This is a genomic window from Paraburkholderia sp. CNPSo 3274, from assembly GCF_024206475.1.
GTDB lineage: Bacteria > Pseudomonadota > Gammaproteobacteria > Burkholderiales > Burkholderiaceae > Paraburkholderia.
Window position 1 is genome coordinate 53,316 of sequence record NZ_JAMBPR010000035.1, and the last position, 19,105, is coordinate 72,420.

The window sequence follows — 19,105 nt, forward strand, 5'->3', positions numbered from 1 at the left end:
CCCTTCAGACGAAGTCCTTGTACTTGTCGAGCAGGCGCACGGGCTTCGAGAGCGCGTCGCGGCGGAACGGATCGCCAAGCTCGCGCGTGCACATGATCTCGACGATGGTCGTCTTGCCCTGGTTCATCTGCAGATCGATCGCGCGCTTGAGCGCCGGACCCACATCCTCCAGCTTGTCCACCACGATGCCTTCCGCGCCCATCGCCTTCGCGATCCCGGCGAAACTCGGGCTTTCCAGCTCGCCCGCCACGAAGCGGCGATCATAGAAGTCCACCTGGTTCTTCTTCTCGGCGCCCCACTGACGGTTGTGGAACACGACGGCCGTCACCGGAATGTTGTGGCGCACGCAGGTGAGCGTTTCCATGAGGCTCATGCCCCAGGCGCCGTCGCCCGCATAAGAGATCGCGGGGCGGTGGGGCGCGGCCACCTTCGCGCCCATGATGGTCGGGAACGCATAGCCGCAGTTTCCCCAGCTCATCGCGGCGAAGAAGCTGCGCGGCTTGTTAAAGCGCAGATAGCTGTTCGCGACGGAGTTGATGTTGCCGATGTCGGTCGACACCATGACGTCCTCGGGCATCGCCTTCTCGAGTTCGCGCAGCACCTGGCGCGGATGCAGATACTCGCCGCCGGTGGGCGTGCGCTCGTGCTTCTGCTCTTCGATCATGTCGAGGCTGTAGGCGTCGCGCTCGTGCGTCCACGAGTCGAGTTCTTTTTCCCACGCGGCCTTTTCGGTGGCGATCTGGTCGGCGCGCTCGCCGCGCGAGGCGTCGCTCGCGAGGGTGCGGTTCGCGAGGCGCTCGGTCAGCGCCTGCGCCGAAGCCTTCGCGTCGCCGCAAATGCCTACTGAGATCTTCTTCACGAGCCCGAGCATCTTGTGATCGGCGTCGATCTGGATGATCTTCGCGTCTTTTGGCCAGTAGTCCATACCATGCTGCGGCAGCGTGCCGAACGGTCCGAGGCGCGAGCCCAGCGCAATCACGACGTCCGCGCGCGAGATCAGCTTCATCGCGGCCTTCGATCCCTGGTAGCCAAGCGGGCCACACCAGAGCGGATGATTCGCCGGGAACGAATCGTTGTGCAGGTAGCTGTTCACGACAGGCGCGCCGAGGCGTTCGGCGAGCGCCTTGCACTCCTCGATCGCATCGCCCATCACGACGCCGCCGCCGGAGATGATGACAGGGAACTTCGCGGCGGCGATCAGATCCGCCGCTTCGTTCAGGCTTTCGGCGCCGCCGGGGCCGCGGTCGAGCCGGCGCGGCTGCGGAATCTCGGCCTTGATCTTGCCGTAGAAGTAATCGCGCGGAATGTTGAGCTGGGTCGGGCCCATTTCGGACATGGCGCGGTCGAAGCAGCGCGCGGTGTACTCGGCCATGCGCGCGGGGTTCGTCACGTGGCCCTGGTACTTCGTGAACTCCTGGAACATCGGCAACTGATTCGCTTCCTGGAAGCCGCCGAGGCCGATGCCCATCGTGCCTGCCTCGGGCGTGACGATCACGACCGGGCTATGGGCCCAGTAAGCCGCCGCGATGGCCGTCACGCAGTTGCTGATGCCGGGACCGTTCTGACCGATCACGACGCCGTGGCGGCCCGAGACGCGCGAGTAGCCGTCGGCCATGTGCGCTGCGCCCTGCTCGTGAACGACGGGAATGAGGCGAATGCCGGCGGGCGCGAAGATGTCCATCGCGTCCATGAACGCGGAGCCCATGATGCCGAACATGTCGGTTACGCCGTTGGCCGCGAGGGTTTCGACAAAGGCCTCGGACGGGGTCATGTCCTGCGGGCCGCTGGCGGTCTGGGTTGGGGTCTTTTCGCTCATCAACTGTCTCCAGTTATCGTTTGACGGAATGCCGTGTTTCGAATGCTATTCGGCGCCCAATGAGGGTCAAGGGATTCCGTCCTTGATGGGTGAATCTGAAATGGAATGGAACGTTTCGTTTCAAAACACTGGCGACCGATGCGCCGATGCGCCGGTGCGCCGCTGCGCCGATGCACTCGAGTCAGGCGGCCTGCTTCGGGCGCTCCTTGCGGAACGCGCGCTTCACGGCGATCAGGCCGTCGCGGAATTCGAAGAGATCGCAGCCTTCGGCTTCGATCCGCCAGCCTTCGGCATGCGTGCCGCTGAACACCCATTCGGATACGCCGCGATCGCCCGCGACGTAGTGGCGGCCGTCGCCCCAATGGGCGTCGGGGAACGTGCGAAAGACCGCTTCGAATGCGGCGCGCACTGCCTCACGCCCGACGAAGCGGGTGCCATACACCTCCGGGCCGCCGGCCGCGTCGAACACGCAGTCTTCGGTCATGAACCCCATCAGCGCGCCGGCGTCATGGCGGTTGAAGGCTTCGGAAAAGGCGGCGAGCGTGTCGGCCGTGACGGCGGGTTGGGCGCTGAGCGTGTCTGCCATACGTGTCTCCAGTGGAAAAGCCGGTGCCGTCCGGTGCGCGAGGACTCGCGCGCGGCACGGTATATCGACACGTTAGGGTTTGCCTGTCGAGGGCGGTAGCACCAGTGCGGGGCTTTCGCCTGGGCCAGCGCCCGGAGACTTCCTGAGCGACTCAGGCGGGCCGCTGCTTGCGCACGACCTGGGCGAGCGCGCGCACGCCGGGTTCGATTTTCTCGAGCTTGATGGCGGAGAATCCCATGCGGAACCACGGGCTGTGTTCGGCATCGTCGGCAAAGAAGACGCCGCCGGGCTCGATCAGAATGCCGGCTTCGCGCGCATCGTCTGCCAGGCGCGCGGAGTCCAGCCACGCTGGCCCCTGGACCCAGCACGACGCACCACCGCCGATCGGTACGTACTGCACCTCGGGCAGATGGGTGTCGAGCGCCGCCATCAACGCGCGGGCGCGCTCCTTGTAAGCATGCGCGAGCCGGCGCAGGAGCGCGTCGTGGTGTCCGAGCGCGAGGAACGTCGCGAACGCGCGCTGGATATAGGCCACAGGGTGCCGGACCATCAGGCGGCGCAGCGAACGCAACTCGCGCACGAGCTCTTGCGGGCCGACCACGTAACCGAGACGCAGGCCGGGGGCGAACGTCTTCGAAAGGCTGCCGACGTAGATCACGCGATCGGCCGTGTCGAGGCTCTTCAAGGCGGGATGCGGCGTGCCGGAGAAGGTGTTTTCGCTCTCGTAGTCGTCTTCGATGATGACGAAGTCGTGCTGCTGGGCGAGTTCGAGCAGCGCCTGGCGGCGCGCGATGGGCATGGTGGCCGTGGTCGGGCACTGGTGGCTAGGCGTGACGAACACGTAATCGCAGCGGGCGAGCGAGTCGCGAAGGCGTACCGGATCGACCCCTTCGCCGTCGATCGGCAGTTCGAGCAACTGCGCGTTACGATTCACGAAGATGTTGCGTGCATCGGGATATCCCGGATTCTCGAAGCCGACCGTTGTGTTCTTGCCGCAGAGCAGGTCGGCGACGAGATAGAGCGCCTGCTGGCAGCCGTTCGTGATGATGATCTCCTCGGGCATGGCGAACACGCCGCGCCGCGGCAGCACACGCGTGCGGATCTGCTGGATCAGCGATTCGTCGTCGCGTTCGATCAGGTCGGGCGCCCAGTTGCGGATCTCCATGATCGAGAGCGCCTTCAGGCAGCACTCCCGCCAGTCGTTGGTCGGAAAGAGCGATTGGTCGAACTGCCCGTAGATGAAGGGATATGCGTAGTTCTGCCAATTGGCTGGCTTGACGATGTTGCGCTGGGCAGAGGGCGGGCGCACGATGCGCGATTTCCACGCGGGCGGGGCGGCCAACTGCGCGCCATGGGGCTCGACGACGTCGGGCTGCTGCACCCGCTGCTGTACCCGTTGTTGCACGCGCTTTTGCACCGTTACGCCGTGCAGGCCCTCCAGCATGTCGGGGTTGACGAAGTGGCCGCTGCGTTCGCGCGAGACCAGATAGCCTTCTTCCACGAGCATCTGGTAGGCGAGCACCACGGTATTGCGCGCCACGCCGAGCTGCTCGGCCAGCTCGCGGCTCGAAGGCAAAGCGGCGTCCGCGGGCAACTGCCCGTCGAGGATCGAGGCCACCAGCATCTCGCGGATCTGGTGCTGCAGACTTGTCTTCGACTCCGGTGACCGTCGGAATTGCTGTGCCCAAAGGGCGGACGGGGTACGGGTCGGCATGCTTGCTCCTGTAATTGATGACAGCGGCGAGAGGACGTTTGAGCAACCGTATTGCAGCAAAATCGGCCAGTCAATCGACGCACGATATTCAACACTGGCCGTCCAAGTCGATTAGGTAAATTTCGGAGCGACTGTTCGCGATAAGACGGTCAGCCCTGCGCTTTAGGGTGGAAGCTCGACATGCTCGCGCTTGCCAGGCCCTTGCTGCGGCGCAGCGCGCCCGCTGGGCGGGCTTTCGGGCTCCGGGCATGCGTCGTTCAAATAATCGGAGGAAATCGGATGGAGGGTGCCTGCGGCGTTCCGGGAAACCGGGAAACAACGCGGGGGCAACGCTCGTCCGCCACTGGCCCCATCGGAACTTCCCGCCTGGTACTACCCGCCGCTTTATTGATTGAGAATGCTTGACTCAACGGGCGAGTTCGCAAGTGCGCAATAAAAGAAGCCGAAATTTGCCCTGGTAGCCGCTGACTATACTTGAATTGAGACGGAACCCGAACCGGACGCGGAGCTTCGCGCTGGCGTGCGCATTGTTTTTCAACTTGAGGAGACGGCGGTGAGAGCCTTACCCAGACTAAAGACGATGAAGCATCCCGCGGACTCGCCGATCGAGCCGGTGATCAAGATTCGCCGCGGCCACGGGAAATTGAATTCCTGGTGGTTGACCACTGCCGTGCTCGTGATATGCGTCGTGCTTTGGCAGGCGGTATCGATGGCGGGCATCTTCCCGGCGTTCGCGCTGCCCTCGCCGGCGGCGGTGTGGCAGGCCTTCGTCGAAATCGTCCGCAACGGATACGGCGGCCAGTCGCTGATCAGCGACATCCTGATTAGTTGCTTTCGCATCGTTATTGGTTTTGTGGGTGCGATTGCGATCGGCGTACCCATCGGGCTGCTCATGTCACGCAACAAGATCGTGTTCGACATCATCGATCCGCTGCTGCAGTTCGTCCGGCCGGTTCCGCCGCTTGCCTATATTCCGCTGCTGGTGGTGTGGTTCGGCATCGGCGAATTGCCCAAAGCCATTCTGATTCTGGTCGGCACCATTCCTGTGATCATCATCGGCACGATGTCGGGCGTGAAAAGCACGCCGCCGCTGCGCATCGAGGTTGCCCGCACGCTCGGCGCGACCAACGCGCAAATCTTCCGCAAGGTCGTGCTGCCCTCGGCAATGCCGGAGATCTTCACCGCAATGCGCGTGGGTATCGGCGTGGCGTGGACCTGTCTGGTTGCCGCGGAACTGATCGCGGCGAGCAGCGGCCTTGGCTGGCTCGTCCAGTTCGCCGGACAGGCCTTGCAGGTTGCCATCGTGATCGTCGGCATCGTGATCATCGGGTTGATCGGATATGGAATGGAGCTGGCGATTCGCAAGATCGAAAATATCGTCGTACCGTGGCGCGGACATAACTAATCGGGTAATCGGAGGAGACGAAAAATGAAAAGGATGCAATGGGTCTATGGTGTGAGCGCGGCTGTGCTTGCCAGCAGTTGTCTGGTTCCTGGCGCGGTTCATTCGCAGAGCAAGCCCGAGGTGATCATCGGCTACGAGGACAACGGCGCCGATCCGTACATGGTGTCGATGGCCGAGCATCTGTTCGAAAAGCAGATGAACGCCGATGTCCAGTACAAGCTCTTCAGTTCGGGTCCGGCGGCGATGAGTGCATTGGCATCGAACAGTCTTACGTTCATGTGCGGTCTGGGCGTTCCACCGCTCGTCACCGCTATTGCACAGGGCTTGCCGATGACCATCGTGTACAACCAGGAGCGCTATACCAATGCGGCCGGCATCGTGGTCAAGCCGGATAGTGGCATCCACGACGTCGCGGGGCTCCAGGGCAAGAAGATCGCGATCGTGGCCGGCTCGCAGGCCTCATTCGAGCTGGCGACCTTCCTTGCGGCTGCGCATGTGCCGTATGAGTCCGTCACGCAGATCAATATGGCGCCCCCGCAGATGCGCACCTCATGGGTGACCGGTGCGATCGACGCGGCGATCGTCTGGGATCCGGTATTCAGCGCGTTGCGTACGACTGGCGGCAAGGCAATCAAGACGGACGGCGATTTGCCGCGAGAAGCCTCGAGCTACAACGTCTGTATCGCCAACTCCGATTGGGCGAAGGCACATCCGGACCTGGTCCGCGGTTTCGTCGCGGCGCTCGACCAGGGCTATCAGGTGACGATGAAGGATCGCGACAAGGCGCTCGCCGAGATGGCAAAAGCGACGGGCGTGAGCGTGCCTGTTGCGACGAGCGAACTCGCCGGTTACGAGCTGTTTTCCGGCGCGGACCAGACCACGCCGAAAGTCATGGGGCTCGACGCAGGCGTCAAGACCTCCGCTACGTACCTGACTCTGGTGAACACGGCCAAGGTGCTCAACTCGATTGGCCGCATTTCGAGTGTGCCGGCGAATTTCGACAACAACGTCGCGCCACAGTACTCGAAACATCTAGCGCATTGATTGACTCATTGACTGTCTGACTGGCAAGCAGGAGACGAACTTGAACATCGTCATCGATTCGCTGTACAAGACATTCGGCGCCACATCGGCACTGGAAAACATCAATCTGCAGTTCCGCGGCGGCGAATTCATCACCGTGCTCGGCGCCTCGGGCTGCGGAAAGACGACCTTGCTGCATTTGCTCGCCGGTCTGACTTCGCCCACGCGCGGCAACATCTATGTCGATGGCGAGATCAAGGATCAGCCAGGGGCCGACCGTGTCGTCGTGTTCCAGCAGGCCGGCTTGTTTCCGTGGCTCAGCGTGGAAGAAAACATCGAGTTCGGGCCGTCACTGCATGGAGTGCCCAAGGCGCAACGCCGCAAGGAGTCGGCGGACATTCTGCGGATCATCGGTCTGGAGTCTTTCGCCCGGCACAAGCCCTATGAGCTATCTGGCGGCATGCAGCAGCGCGTGGCGATCGCGCGGGCGCTCGTGATGAAGCCGAAGGTGCTCCTGATGGACGAGCCCTTCGGCGCACTGGATGCGCAGACGCGTAGTTCCATGCAGACGTTTTTGACCGCGTTGTGGGAGCAGCTCCACTGCACGGTCGTCTTCATCACCCATGACATCGATGAAGCGATCTTTCTCGGTACGCGCCTTGTTGTGCTTTCAGCGCGACCTGGGCGGGTGGCACTCGACGTACCCATCGAACTGGAAAGGCCGCGTACGCCGGAGGTCGCATTCGAACCACACTTCCTGGATCTGAAAAAACGCTCGATGGGAATTCTTGCGCACTGATTTTGTGCGTGAACATGACGTCCGTGGGTGCGCCGACGGCGGGGTATCGTGTCGAAAGCGCGTTGCACGAGATCCGCTTCGACCTGACTGCTGTTTGACAGCACCGCATTCGAGCGACTACACAACGTGTGTGGATTGCCGGGTTCCATTCCGCGCGACATTCTTTCCGCGGCGCCGATGCCGCGCTTCGGGCGCGGCGGCGCCGCAGATTCGAAACAAGTGTAATGATCTGTTAGCGGCAGGCATCAAGCCCGGTTTTGCCGCGAGAAATGCGCCGGCGCTTTGGTACGATCCGGCCTTTCGTCCATTGCGCAGCCATCGTGAATCACCCGTATGTGTCGCTATTTCGTGAACTCTGCGCACGCTGGGTGAGCCGTGCCCGCTCACTTGCCGCCACCGCCGGCGCGAAGGCACGCCGCCTTCTCCGCGCGGCGCTGCACGGCGTTCGCCACCCGACACGTCGCGGCATCGCACTGGCGGTCGCTGCACCAACACTGTTTTCGCTGGCCTACACGCTGGCGCTTGTTCCGTTCACACCTCGCCTCGTTGATATCCGCAAGGCCCGGGTCGATCGTCCCGCGCTGATCCTTTCCGCCGATGGCAATGTGCTCGCCGAGTTCAAACCGGTAAATCGCGAGTGGGTCACGCTCAACCGGATTTCGCCGCACGTGATGGACGCCCTGATTGCGACCGAGGATCACCGGTTCTACGAGCATCACGGGATTGACCTCCAGCGCGTTGCGGCGGCCGCGCTCCATACGTTCACTGGCCGTCGTCAGGGTGGCTCCACCATTACCCAGCAGCTCGCGCGCAACCTGTATCCGGATGAAATCGGCCGCGCACCAACGTTGACGCGCAAGCTCAAGGAAGCGATCACTGCGCTCAAGATCGAATCCGTGTACAGCAAGGACCAGATCCTGGAGACGTACCTGAACACGGTGCCCTTTCTGTACAACGCATACGGTGTGGAGATGGCCGCGCGTACGTACTTCGGCAAGCCAGCCGCGGATCTCGATGTCCTCGAGAGTGCGACGCTCGTTGGCATGCTCAAGGCGAACAGCGCCTACAACCCGGTGCTCAATCCCGAGCGCGCGCTGGAGCGCCGCAACACGGTGCTCGCGCAGATGGTGAAGTTCGGCAAGCTCAGCCCGCGCGCGTATGCCTGGCTGAAACGTCAGCCGATCGACGTCAATTTCGAGCCCCAGTCCGAGCAGGTTGGCGCGGCTCCCCACTTCGCCGCCCAGTTGCGAAGGTGGCTGACTGCATGGGCGGATCGCAACGGCTACAACATCTATTCCGACGGGCTCGTCGTGCGAACGACCATCGATTCCCGGCTTCAGGCAATGGCAGCACAGGCCGTTGCCTGGCAGACCAGCCAGCTGCAGTCGATCGCCAATGGCGCATGGAACGAGCGTACGGGTTGCTGGCCGGGTAACGCGCTGTTCCAGTCGTTCATCAGGCAGACGGCGGAGTACCGCACAGCGCGCGACACGGGCCTGCAGGATCAGACCGCCATCAGGAAGCTTGCGACGGACGCTTCGCTTGTTGATGGCCTTTGTCATGGCAAGAGACAGGTCCAGGCCGGATTCGTGGCCATGGATCCGCGCAACGGGGACATCAAGGCCTGGGTCGGCAGCCGCGATTTTCACGACGAACCTTTTGATCACGTGCAGCAGGCACGACGGCAGCCCGGTTCCACGTTCAAGGCCTTCGTCTATGGCGCCGCCTTCGCGGATGGCGCACAGCCGGGTGACACGATCGTCGATCGCAACGTCGCGATCCCGTTGAAAGGCACTGCGGCATGGACGCCGACCGATCCCGAGCCGCCGACCGGCCGCCCGATGTCGCTGCGTGACGCCCTTGCGTTTTCACGTAACCGCGTGACTGCGCAGCTCATGCAGCGTGAGGGGCCTGCCAAGGTCGCCGCACTCGCGCGTGCGATGGGCGTGCGCGAGAGCCCACTGGATCCGGTGCCGTCGCTCGCGCTGGGCACGAGCCCGGTCACGCTCAGGGAGATGGTCTCGGCGTACGGCACGATCGCCAACCGGGGTGCCTATGTCGAGCCGCGCATGGTGACACGCATCGAGGATCGCAACGGCAACGTGCTCGCCGACTTCCCGGCCGCGCAGCCGGAGCAGGCACTTCCGGCCGCGGCCGCACTGAAGCTGGTCGACGTGATGCGCGACGTCGTTAATCGCGGCACCGGTAGCGACATCCGAACCCGTTTCGGGATTTACGTCGACGTGGCTGGTAAGACGGGAACAACGCAGGCCGGCACGGATAGCTGGTTCATCCTGATCCACCCCCAACTGGTTGCAGGCGCATGGGTGGGATTCGACGACGCACGCGTGACGTTACGCAACGACTATTGGGGCGAAGGTGCGCACAGCGCGTTGCCGGTGGTGGGTGCTTTCTATGACATGGCGCTGCGCGCACGAGTCATCGATGCGCACGCCCAGCTTGCGCCAGCGACCAATCCGTCGCACTCAGGCCATGCGCGAGCGCATCATCATTTTCTCTTCTGGAAATTCTGAGGCTCTTGCATCGCGGCAGCTTTCGCACCGGTGAGGGCGACCGGCACTTCTTCTACCGGCACAGGCTCGACCAGATGACGGGCGAATCCCGCCTGACGCGTGCGCTCCAGATCCTCGGGCTGGCCATAACCGGTAAGCGCCGCCAGTACGGGGGCAACGGGTGCCAGTTCCGCAAAGCGCCGTGCAAGGTCGCACCGGAAGTCCGCCAGACTTGTTCCAGACCAATGGCGTCACTATCCCTGCGGCATGACGACCTTCACGGACGCGGTGCTGCCGATTTGAAGAAGGCGCTCCCTCACCGCGTCTTCCCCTGCCATAACGACAACACCATAGACTTGACGCGGCGCTCCGTTACCACCGGCCGTCTGTTGGAGCGCCCCATTATCCGGGACAGAGCCAAATACAGCCTGGACTTTGAATCCGAGTGCAGTCAGGCTTTGCTTCTGCCCGGGACGATACGCATTGACTGAATTGGCCGACACTTTCATCGGTCGTGGATCTATTTCCTTTTTGGCAAGTAGCTGTTGGATGAATTCGTGCGACCCAGCATGGCAATCCAGGCTTGCGCCGATCTCACGCGCGTAGATCGCATTCGAGGCGAGGGCCGTACCAACAACGGCGCGCCGCATCAAATGAGAGAGTTTCACGGCAACCATATCCTTTGGCGCTTCAGCAGCGCAGAACTCGCACCACTGTATGAAGTTGCTCGCCGTTTGCCGGGCAACGGCCGGCCGAAGCCAACGTCGATCTGGCCGGCCCGATCGTGGCCGGCCGTATTGAAGCTCAATTCGGTGCTTCTGCGGGGCCGAAGGACTCGTATCGGCTTCTATCATCGGGGACGCCCAGTTCGCGCAGTGACCGTTTGATGAAAGCCATGAACGGCTTCGGACCCAGGAAGTAGGCGTCGAATGTGTGGTCGATGGAGAGACGTCACGTCCAATATGAACGTAACGCCGTCGGGTTCATGACTGTGGCGTGCAAGCATGCAGGCGCTGCGGCGGACAAAGACTATTTGGCCGCCGGTTGCTTTGGGATCTTCGTGAAGTCGGGCGGACGTTTCTCGAGGAAAGCCGATAGCGCTTCCTTGGCCTCTGCTGAGCTAACCCGCACCATGAACTCCTGGTTCTCTGCGGTTACAGCCTCGTTGAGCGGGTCGATAGAAGCCTGCTTGATGAGCCGTTTGCTCGCCAGCAACGCGCCGCCCGGTTTTGCAGCGAGCTTCTGGGCCGTTGCCGTGGCCGTCGCGAGCAGATCGTCGTCGGGCACCACACGAGTCGCTAGGCCCAGCTCGACCGCCCGCTGTGCTGTGAATGGCTCGCCCAGCAGGAACATTTCCGCTGCCCTCAGATGACCCACGCGCGCGGGTACCGAAAAGCTCGATCCGAATTCCGGCACCAGGCCAAGATTGATGAACGGCATCAGAAACTTTGCACTCTCGCCCGCGTAGACGAAATCGCAGTGGGTTAGCATCGTGGTGCCGCTGCCGACCGCCGCGCCCTGCACAGCCACGACGATCGGCTTGTCGAACGCGATGAGCGCCTCCATCAGGCGGCCCTGCGGAAAATCGCCCGGCTTGGGCGGACGATCGAGAAAGTCCCCGATGTCGTTTCCCGCGCAGAACGACTGCCCGACGCCATGCCAGAGCACAACGCGGACTTCCTCATTTTCGGAGGCCTCGTTGAGGATATCCGCGAGGCGCGAGTACATGTCTCCCGTCATGGCGTTTTTCTTCTCGGGCCGATTGAGTGCGACACGCAGAATGCCGCCGTCGGTATGTTCGGTAGTGATGTCACTCATGGTTTGCTCCAAACTTTCGTCGCGCCCGTGTCAAGCTAATTGCGCCTTGACGCTCGGCACCGTGCCGGTCTCGCGCAGGTTGTCGATGTCCTTCGCATCGAATCCCAACTCGCGGAGGATCGCGTCGTTATGCTCACCAAGGTCGGGCGCACGACGCGCAGGCACTTTGGCAACGCCATGCACCTGAATCGGATTGCTGATCGTCGAGGTCAGCTTGCCGCCGGCACCTTCGAGCGGAACGATGACATCGTTTGCGTGCAACTGCGGATCATCGATCACCTCCAGCGGTCCACGCACCGCGCCATACGTGACATGTGCGCCACTGAATACGTCGTGCCAGTGCGTCATCGGTTGCGCGTCGAAGACTTCGTCGAGAATGGCTGTGAGCTGTCGCATATTCGCCGTCAGCTTCGCGGGATCGGAAAACCGTTCATCGGTCAGCAGATCCGGGCGGCCAACCGCGTTCGCGACGGCGGCCACCTTGTCGGGTGTCACGACGAGAACGAACCAGGTGCCGTCCGCCGCGCGGTACACGTTGAGCGCTGCATTCGCGGGATGCTCGCGATTGTGAGGCGGAGCGAACTTCGCGCCGGCCAAAGCGGCCTGGATCGCAACGCTTGCCGACCAGACACCTGAGGCAAGGAGCGAAGTCGTGACATAAGATCCAATGCCCGTGCACTCGCGGCGGTAGAGCGCGGTGACGATCGCCGCGTAGATTCCGAGCGCTGTTGCATTGTCGCCGCTTCCGGCCACCGGCCAGGTCGGCGGTGCGCCGGCATCGCGCGTCATCGAGAGCAGGCCGCTACGCGCCCAGAACGCCGTGATATCGAAGCCGGGCATTTCCGCATCCGGCCCGCTTTCGCCAAAGCCGGTGAGATCCGCATAGATCAGGCGCGGGTTCCAGCGCGCCACGTCGTCGTATTCGAGCTTGAGTTTTTTGCGCGCGGGGTGGGGCGTATTGACGATGAAGACATCCGCCCACGCGACAAGCTGCTGGAGGACCTGCTGGGCGCTCGGCGACTTCAGGTTTAGCGTCATGCTGCGCTTGTTGCGGTTGGCTAGATGCCATTGATAGGGTTCATCCGCCGCTGGCTGTGGCGCGATCTTGTGCCCGTGTCTCCACGGGTCGCCGCCCGGCGGTTCGACTTTGATGACGTCGGCACCGAAGTCCGACAGGATGACGGCGGCGCCGGGCGCCGCGATGAAGCTGGAAAAGTCAACCACTTTGAGTCCAGCAAAAATGTTATCGCTTGCCATTGAATCTCTCCTGAATCGCGGCCTTTGTTTCACCGCCCCAGAAACTGCGGGGTGCGTTTTTCAAGGAAGGCGGACGTGCCCTCCTTTTTATCCTCCGTCCCGGCGCACAGTCCGAAGTAGGAGGCTTCAAGGGCGAGGCCCTCGCTCTGGTCCGCGTCCAGTCCCTTGTTCACCGCTTCGAGCGATAGCTTCACGGCGACAGGGGCGTTCGAGGCGATCGTCCTCAGAATGGCTTCAGCACGTTCCATGAGAGCGGCCGGCGCAACGACTTCGTTGACGAGGCCGATGCGCCAGGCTTCCTGCGCGCTGATCAGCTCCGCGGACAAAATGAGCTGGAGTGCGCGGCCCTTTCCGACGAGGCGCGGAAGCCGCTGCGTGCCGCCTCCGCCGGGCAGCAAGCCGAGCTTGACCTCGGGCTGACCGAGCTTCGCGTGCTCCACGGCAATGCGAAGGGTGCACGCCATGGCCGTTTCGCAGCCGCCGCCAAGTGCAAAGCCGTTGATCGCCGCTACCACGGGTTTGCCAAGGTTCTCGATCAAGTCGAGCACGGCTTGCCCGAAGCGGCTCGACTGCTCCGCTTCGATCGCGCTCGCGTGCGCCAGCTCGCTGATGTCGGCGCCGGCGATGAACGCCTTGTCGCCCGCGCCGGTGAGAATGACGCCGCGCACGGCAGCGTCCTCGCGCGCATCCTCGAAGGCCATTCGCAGATCCTTCCATGTCTGCGTGCTCAGGGCATTGAGCACTTTGGGCCGGTTCACGGTCACGTAAGCGAACGCGTCGCGCTTTTCGTACAGGACCGTTGCGAGCGTTGTGACTTCTGTCGGCGAGGTGTCAAGCACTGCTCCAGGTGATACTAAATTCGCCATGGTTGTTGATGGCATGATTAGCTTTCCTTATCGATAGCGTGACGGCAAAAAGCTCGCCGTCACGCCTTCGGTCTTAAATGAACGCGCTGAACCCGGTGATCGCCTTTCCGACGATCAGGTTCTGCATCCAGGTCTCAGCGAAGTGATAGAAGTCGCCGTTCGGCGGCGGCAGCTGCTTCGGGGTAGTCTTGTTTTCTGCGGCCGTAGTGGACATTTTGCGATTCCTGTTGCTCCGGCTTGAAAGCCCAGAGAAGACTTATTGAAGGGGCGACCGATCCCTCGATCGCGCCTGGGATTACGCGGCCGAATCCAGCTATTGATTGTGTTTCCGACTGCTAACATTCCGGCGCAGTTCAAGCAGACCGAGCAGAACTTCATCGCGCTCAGCCTCCAGCGACTCGACCGAACGCGACCCGGTCTCGGCGTGGACACTGTCGATGAGCTTCTTTTGCACGTCGGGGCTCAAAACTGGCGCGCCGAGGGTCTTCCACCAGGCCGTCATCGGGCCGCTGAACTGCTGGAAGAAGTGCTCGATGCCGCCTGGGCCGCCGCCGAGGTGGTTGAGCATCATGTTGCCCATTACGCCCCAGCGCAGACCCGGTCCCCACGAGAGGGCCGTGTCCACATCGGCGGCGCTCACCACGCCCTCGGCAACGAGGTAGTACACCTCGCGCGCCAATGCGGCCTGAAGCCGGTTTGCTACGTGACCGGGCATCTCCTTGTTGACCCGCACCGTGCGCTGCCCGATCGACGTATAAAAATCCGCCACGCGCTGGATGGTCGCTTCCGAGGTCTTTGCGCCGCCAACGATCTCGACTAGCGGGATCAAGTGGGGCGGGTTGAACGGATGCGCGATGACGCAGCGCTCGGGATGTGTCGCGGCGCCTTTCTGGATTTCGCTCATGGTCAGTCCCGACGAGCTGGATGCAATGATTATGTCGGAATGCAACAGCTCGTCGAGTTGCCCGTAGAGCTTTTGCTTGAAATCGATCCGCTCGGGTCCGTTTTCCTGTATCAGATCCGCGCCGACGAGTGCTTGCTCGAGCACGGGCGTGAACGTGAGGTTAGCGAGCGACGCTCCCGACGAGAGGCCCAATCTCGTGAGCGCCGGCCAGGCGGTCTCCACGAATTTTCTCAATGACGCTTCCGCGTTCGGTGCGATGTCGGTCGCCACGACATGCAACCCTTTGGCGAGAAACAACGCGGCCCAGCTCGCGCCGATCACGCCCGTGCCGATGATGGCGACGCGGCGAATGGGCTTGGTGTCAGTCATGTGATTTCTCCAATGTACGGGTCAGACTTCGGCGTAGGCAACCCCGGTGAGATTGCCTTGGGCATAGAGGAAGTTGCGCAGATTGCTTCCGTCGAGCTGTGCGGAATAGACCGAGCCACCCAGATCCGTGACGAACATTCGGTTACCGGCAACGTCGAGCGTGATGCCGATGCCTTCCAGCAGGTGGGTGATCACGATCTCGGGCGTTGCCGCTGCGTCGACCGGGGCGCGATTGACCGTGTTGCCGCGCGGGGGATCACCGCGGTCCGTCCAATACAGGACGCGGTTCGCGCGATCGAACTCGAGGTCGATCGGTTCCGGCAGATGGTCGAAGAGCACTTCGATGTCGGAGCGGGTGGCCGGATCTTCGCCATTCGGCATCTCCAGGTTCGCGCGGAAAATACGGCCCTGGTCGCCGTTGTCCGGGCCCTTTTGCGTCCAGTACAGCTTCCCTGCCTTGCGATCGACGGCGACGCCGACGCACCATTTGTTTTGGTCGTGCCGGTCGTTGTCGCTTCGCCCTGACTCGACCAGCGTTTCGACTTGAGAGCCGTCGCAGTTGACGCGCATCACGCGCATGCCTTCGCGGTCGCACCAATAGAGCTTGCCGCCGTCCTTGTCGAACTGAAGCTGCTTGGGTGTGTGCGTGACGCCTTGCGGGACGATGACGACGCGGTTGTTGCCGTCGAGGTCGGCGCGCTCGATCGAGCCGTCGTTGGCGCTCAGGGAACCGCCCATGTTGGTCCAGTAGATATGACCGGCGTCCGCATCCACTGCGATGCCGTCGGGGAGGCGGCAGTCCGTGACGATCGTCTTGCGATCAGAGCCGTCCGGATTCATCGAGTGAATGGAGTTGCTGCTCAATTCAAGGAAAAATAAACGTCCCGAGGCAATCGTTCCCTGAGAAACGTTGTCTGAGAGGGTGCGAGTCGTAGTCATTTGGCATCCTTAACAGGTTTGAGCGATGTCGATTTCGGAAGACCCTGCTCATGGACACCAACTTTATGAGTCGTCGGCGTGCGACTCAATTGCACGATGGTGTAACGACACCTTCGTGCAGGTGGGAAGGCTGGTCGTTCAACCCTGCACCCAAGGTGTAATTGCAGCTGTTTGCGGCATACCCTAAGTTGCGAAAGTACCGATGGGTCTCATCGGAGCGGGCGTTGTTGCCCAACCTGAGCATTGCCATCGGCGAAGAGTATTGGAAATCGTCTTTCATTCATTGAGTGCTTGCCATGAAAAAGCCAACTCGTGTCGTTATCGTAGGTGGGGGAATCGCCGGGATTCTGCTTGCAACCAGGCTCGGCGACGGGCTGGGCCGTTCGGGTGAGGCTAGTGTCACGTTGATCGACCGAAGCCCCACGCATATCTGGAAACCGATGCTGCACACCATTGCGGCAGGTACGCGCGATGTGAATCAGCAGCGCGTCATTTATCTCTCTCATGCGCGTGAACATGGCTTCACGTATCAACCGGGTGAGATGTGCGGACTGGACCGACAGCGGCGCGAAGTCCAGCTTGCCGCGATAGAGGCGCACGAGGGCGGCTTGATGCTCGAGCCGCGAGCCGTGCCATACGACGTGCTGCTGCTGTGTATAGGCAGCCGTGCGAACGACTTTGGCGTGCCTGGAGTCATGGAGCATTGCCATCTAATCGACAGCCAGCAGCAGGCGGAGGCATTCAACGTCGCGTTGCGCGAGCGTTCTCTTCGTTCTGTGGTCAAGGATGAGGTACTCAGGTTGGCGATTGTGGGCGCCGGTGCGACCGGGGTTGAGTTGTCTGCCGAGCTCAGTCATCTTTTCGAACTTGCGGCCGGCTATGGCGATCCCGCGATCAGAGAAAGGCTGTGCTTGACGCTGCTCGAGGCGGGGCCACGTGTGCTCCCGGCCTTCCCGCCGGAGATCTCGTCAGCCAGCCAGCAGCGACTCGAGAAAATTGGTTTTCGCGTCATGACCTCGACGGGCGTCTCCGCCGTCGAACCGGGCGGCCTGCGTTACGGAGACGGGAAACTTGCCGAAGCGGACTTGATGGTATGGGCTGCCGGTGTGAAGGCTCCTGATTTCATGCACCGGCTAGCGGGCCTCGAGACCAACCGGTCGAACCAGATCGTGGTATCGGGCACGCTGCGGGCGCTACAGGACGAAAATATTTTCGCGCTCGGTGATTGCGCTTCACTCACGCCGGAAGGTGTACAGCGTCCACTGCCTCCTACTGCGCAGGTCGCCGCTCAACAGGCGGAGCACCTTGCGCGCCATCTGCCGGAATGGATCCGTTACAACAAGCCACTTCCGGGCTTTGCATTCCGGGATTTCGGTTCGCTTGTATCACTGAGCGAGTACGACTCCTTTGGCACGTTGGGGCGCTTTGGCTTGTTTCCCGGGGGGCTCATTCGAGGCAAACTCGCCCAGCTGAGCCACGCGATGTTGTACCGACGCCATCAGCAGGCGCTGCACGGTTTTCGCAGGGCGACGCTGCTCTGGACGGCCGAACAGATCAACGGGCTGGCTCAACCGGATATCCGGCTCGCTTGACGGGATTTCGTGGCCCAACAGCCCTGCATATTTGCCGCTCTTTTGAGCGGCATTTTATTTTTCGATGCAAGTTGTCTGGGGGAACGACGCTGCATCGCAGCGTCGCTTATGAGGAAATGAAGCCGGATTACACGCAAAGTCCAGATCCCGTTGAATCGACGCCAACGCTGCGACCTGGATAGCCGAACGCTTCGACGGCGATCATTGCAGATGCGTTCGATGGGGCGGGGCGTTCGGCGGGGCGAAAGACTGCATCGCCGCGGCGGATCGTGCGTCGAGACACAACGCACACGCCAGACGCGCTCGCATAACGGCGACGCCAGCGCTGCTCGCCATAATGGCATCGTCCGGGCTCCACCCAGCGAATGATGAGTATGTTTTCAGACCGTTCGAGAATTTCGATCTGGACTCGTGCGGCGTCTACCGCGGCGTACTCGCTCGTCTTCATTGGCTGGTCCTGGAATCGAGACGTTTTGATGAATTCGCCTACCCTCACGCGCGGGTCGTGTCGATCACCTTGCCGCGGAAGACCGCGTACTGGTACAGGTTGTAGCCGATCATCACAGGGAACACGAGGCCAATGCCGATCAACATGAACGCGAGGGTCAGGGTGTCCGACGCCGCTTGCCAGATCGTCAGCCGGCCCGGGATGAAGTCCGGAAAGAGGCTGATCGCGAGGCCAGCGAACGACACCATGAAGAGCGTCACCGCCGCGCTGAAGGGCTGGCGTTCGCGTCCCCGATAGAGCGACGCGAGCAGCCACACGAACGAGAGGACCGCGAGCGCGCCAAGTACCACAAGCGGGGCGAACACGCGAGGCTGGAACCAGCGGGCATGGACCGCCACGCCGTCAAACCATGTCGCGGCGGTGAGCACGATCGCGGCAGCCACAGTGAACTGCGCGCTCACCACGGCCAGCCGTCGCGCCCAGCGCTGGATCGAGCCCGCCGCCTTCTTCACGAGCCAGGTCGCGCCGAGCAGGGCATAGCCGCTCACAACTCCAATGGCTGTCACCGCGATGAACGCGGTGCTGGACCCATCAGGCAGGAAGCCCGTGATCACCTTGCCGAGTACGATGCCCTGCGAGACGGCGGCGACAAGGCTGCCCACGCCGAACACGGTGTCCCATAGCCTTCCATGCTGCGAGCTGTGACGGAATTCGATGGCTGCGCCCCGCATGATCAATCCGGCAATCATCGCCATGACGGGCAGATACAGCGCTTGCATCAGGATCGCGTAGGCAGCGGGAAACGCGCCGAACAGGCCGCCGCCGACCACGACCAGCCATGTTTCGTTCGCGTCCCACACGTGACCGATGGATTGAATCATCACGTCATGGTCTTCGCGCTTTCTGCTCAGCAGCGTGAGCATGCCCACACCGAGATCGAATCCGTCCGTCACGACGTAGAAGACCAGCATCAGGCCGATCAGGCCGAACCACGTGAGGGTAAGCAGGGAATGAGTGGTGCTGTCCATCGAACTATCTCCCTTCAGTTGGAAAACG

Annotated in this window: 17 protein-coding genes; 5 read left to right on the forward strand and 12 right to left on the reverse strand. The window is 62.2% G+C overall.

Translation table 11 applies throughout. The annotated features are described in order from the left end of the window. Window positions 1-4: 4 nt before the first annotated feature. The 3 genes from xsc to M3I54_RS23555 all read right to left on the reverse strand — a co-directional run bounded on the left by xsc (window position 5) and on the right by M3I54_RS23555 (window position 4,116). Complete coding sequence (xsc, locus tag M3I54_RS23545) at window positions 5-1,816, reverse strand: sulfoacetaldehyde acetyltransferase (RefSeq protein ID WP_254340344.1); 1,812 nt, start codon at window positions 1,814-1,816, stop codon at window positions 5-7. A gap of 181 nt (window positions 1,817-1,997) precedes the next feature. Beyond that, complete coding sequence (locus M3I54_RS23550) at window positions 1,998-2,402, reverse strand: nuclear transport factor 2 family protein (protein ID WP_254340346.1); 405 nt, start codon at window positions 2,400-2,402, stop codon at window positions 1,998-2,000. Between the two features lie 151 nt (window positions 2,403-2,553). Then, window positions 2,554-4,116: a PLP-dependent aminotransferase family protein gene (locus M3I54_RS23555; protein WP_254340348.1), complete on the reverse strand. Its 1,563-nt coding sequence runs from the start codon at window positions 4,114-4,116 to the stop codon at window positions 2,554-2,556. Between the two features lie 553 nt (window positions 4,117-4,669). On the opposite strand from M3I54_RS23555, the gene M3I54_RS23560 reads away from it, so the two are divergent. The 4 genes from M3I54_RS23560 (at window position 4,670) to M3I54_RS23575 (ending at window position 9,877) form a co-directional block, all read left to right on the forward strand. Beyond that, window positions 4,670-5,521 (forward strand): ABC transporter permease, encoded by an 852-nt coding sequence (locus M3I54_RS23560; protein WP_254340350.1) that lies wholly within the window; start codon window positions 4,670-4,672, stop codon window positions 5,519-5,521. A 24-nt stretch (window positions 5,522-5,545) separates the two neighbouring features. Next, window positions 5,546-6,565: an ABC transporter substrate-binding protein gene (locus M3I54_RS23565; RefSeq protein ID WP_254340352.1), complete on the forward strand. Its 1,020-nt coding sequence runs from the start codon at window positions 5,546-5,548 to the stop codon at window positions 6,563-6,565. A gap of 40 nt (window positions 6,566-6,605) precedes the next feature. Then, a complete protein-coding gene (locus M3I54_RS23570) occupies window positions 6,606-7,343 on the forward strand; it encodes an ABC transporter ATP-binding protein (RefSeq protein ID WP_254340353.1) in 738 nt (245 codons plus the stop codon). Between the two features lie 320 nt (window positions 7,344-7,663). Beyond that, on the forward strand, window positions 7,664-9,877 hold the full coding sequence (locus M3I54_RS23575) for a transglycosylase domain-containing protein (RefSeq protein ID WP_254340355.1): 2,214 nt from the start codon (window positions 7,664-7,666) through the stop codon (window positions 9,875-9,877). Between the two features lie 233 nt (window positions 9,878-10,110). On the opposite strand, the gene M3I54_RS23580 is transcribed toward M3I54_RS23575, so the two are convergent. The 7 genes from M3I54_RS23580 to M3I54_RS23610 all read right to left on the reverse strand — a co-directional run bounded on the left by M3I54_RS23580 (window position 10,111) and on the right by M3I54_RS23610 (window position 16,009). Continuing rightward, the gene (locus M3I54_RS23580; protein ID WP_254340357.1) at window positions 10,111-10,524 is read right to left on the reverse strand and encodes a hypothetical protein; all 414 of its coding nucleotides are present in this window, start codon (window positions 10,522-10,524) and stop codon (window positions 10,111-10,113) included. Between the two features lie 361 nt (window positions 10,525-10,885). After that, window positions 10,886-11,674: an enoyl-CoA hydratase gene (locus tag M3I54_RS23585; protein WP_254340359.1), complete on the reverse strand. Its 789-nt coding sequence runs from the start codon at window positions 11,672-11,674 to the stop codon at window positions 10,886-10,888. Between the two features lie 30 nt (window positions 11,675-11,704). Further along, window positions 11,705-12,931 (reverse strand): CaiB/BaiF CoA-transferase family protein, encoded by a 1,227-nt coding sequence (locus M3I54_RS23590; RefSeq protein ID WP_254340361.1) that lies wholly within the window; start codon window positions 12,929-12,931, stop codon window positions 11,705-11,707. A 29-nt stretch (window positions 12,932-12,960) separates the two neighbouring features. After that, the gene (locus M3I54_RS23595; RefSeq protein ID WP_254340362.1) at window positions 12,961-13,770 is read right to left on the reverse strand and encodes an enoyl-CoA hydratase-related protein; all 810 of its coding nucleotides are present in this window, start codon (window positions 13,768-13,770) and stop codon (window positions 12,961-12,963) included. A 100-nt stretch (window positions 13,771-13,870) separates the two neighbouring features. Continuing rightward, a complete protein-coding gene (locus M3I54_RS23600) occupies window positions 13,871-14,011 on the reverse strand; it encodes a hypothetical protein (protein WP_254340363.1) in 141 nt (46 codons plus the stop codon). A 99-nt stretch (window positions 14,012-14,110) separates the two neighbouring features. Beyond that, complete coding sequence (locus M3I54_RS23605) at window positions 14,111-15,070, reverse strand: 3-hydroxyacyl-CoA dehydrogenase NAD-binding domain-containing protein (RefSeq protein WP_254340364.1); 960 nt, start codon at window positions 15,068-15,070, stop codon at window positions 14,111-14,113. 21 nt (window positions 15,071-15,091) lie between these two features. Then, window positions 15,092-16,009: a 3-hydroxyacyl-CoA dehydrogenase gene (locus M3I54_RS23610; protein WP_302059099.1), complete on the reverse strand. Its 918-nt coding sequence runs from the start codon at window positions 16,007-16,009 to the stop codon at window positions 15,092-15,094. A 296-nt stretch (window positions 16,010-16,305) separates the two neighbouring features. Between M3I54_RS23610 and M3I54_RS23615 the strand changes: the two genes are divergently transcribed. Further along, on the forward strand, window positions 16,306-17,601 hold the full coding sequence (locus M3I54_RS23615) for an NAD(P)/FAD-dependent oxidoreductase (RefSeq protein ID WP_254340372.1): 1,296 nt from the start codon (window positions 16,306-16,308) through the stop codon (window positions 17,599-17,601). 127 nt (window positions 17,602-17,728) lie between these two features. Here M3I54_RS23615 and M3I54_RS23620 read toward each other — a convergent pair whose 3' ends face one another. Then, window positions 17,729-18,049: a DUF3331 domain-containing protein gene (locus tag M3I54_RS23620; protein WP_254340374.1), complete on the reverse strand. Its 321-nt coding sequence runs from the start codon at window positions 18,047-18,049 to the stop codon at window positions 17,729-17,731. A gap of 44 nt (window positions 18,050-18,093) precedes the next feature. Beyond that, window positions 18,094-19,077, reverse strand: coding sequence for a cytochrome d ubiquinol oxidase subunit II (gene cydB, locus M3I54_RS23625; protein WP_254340376.1), 984 nt, complete (start codon window positions 19,075-19,077; stop codon window positions 18,094-18,096). Window positions 19,078-19,105: the final 28 nt, after the last annotated feature.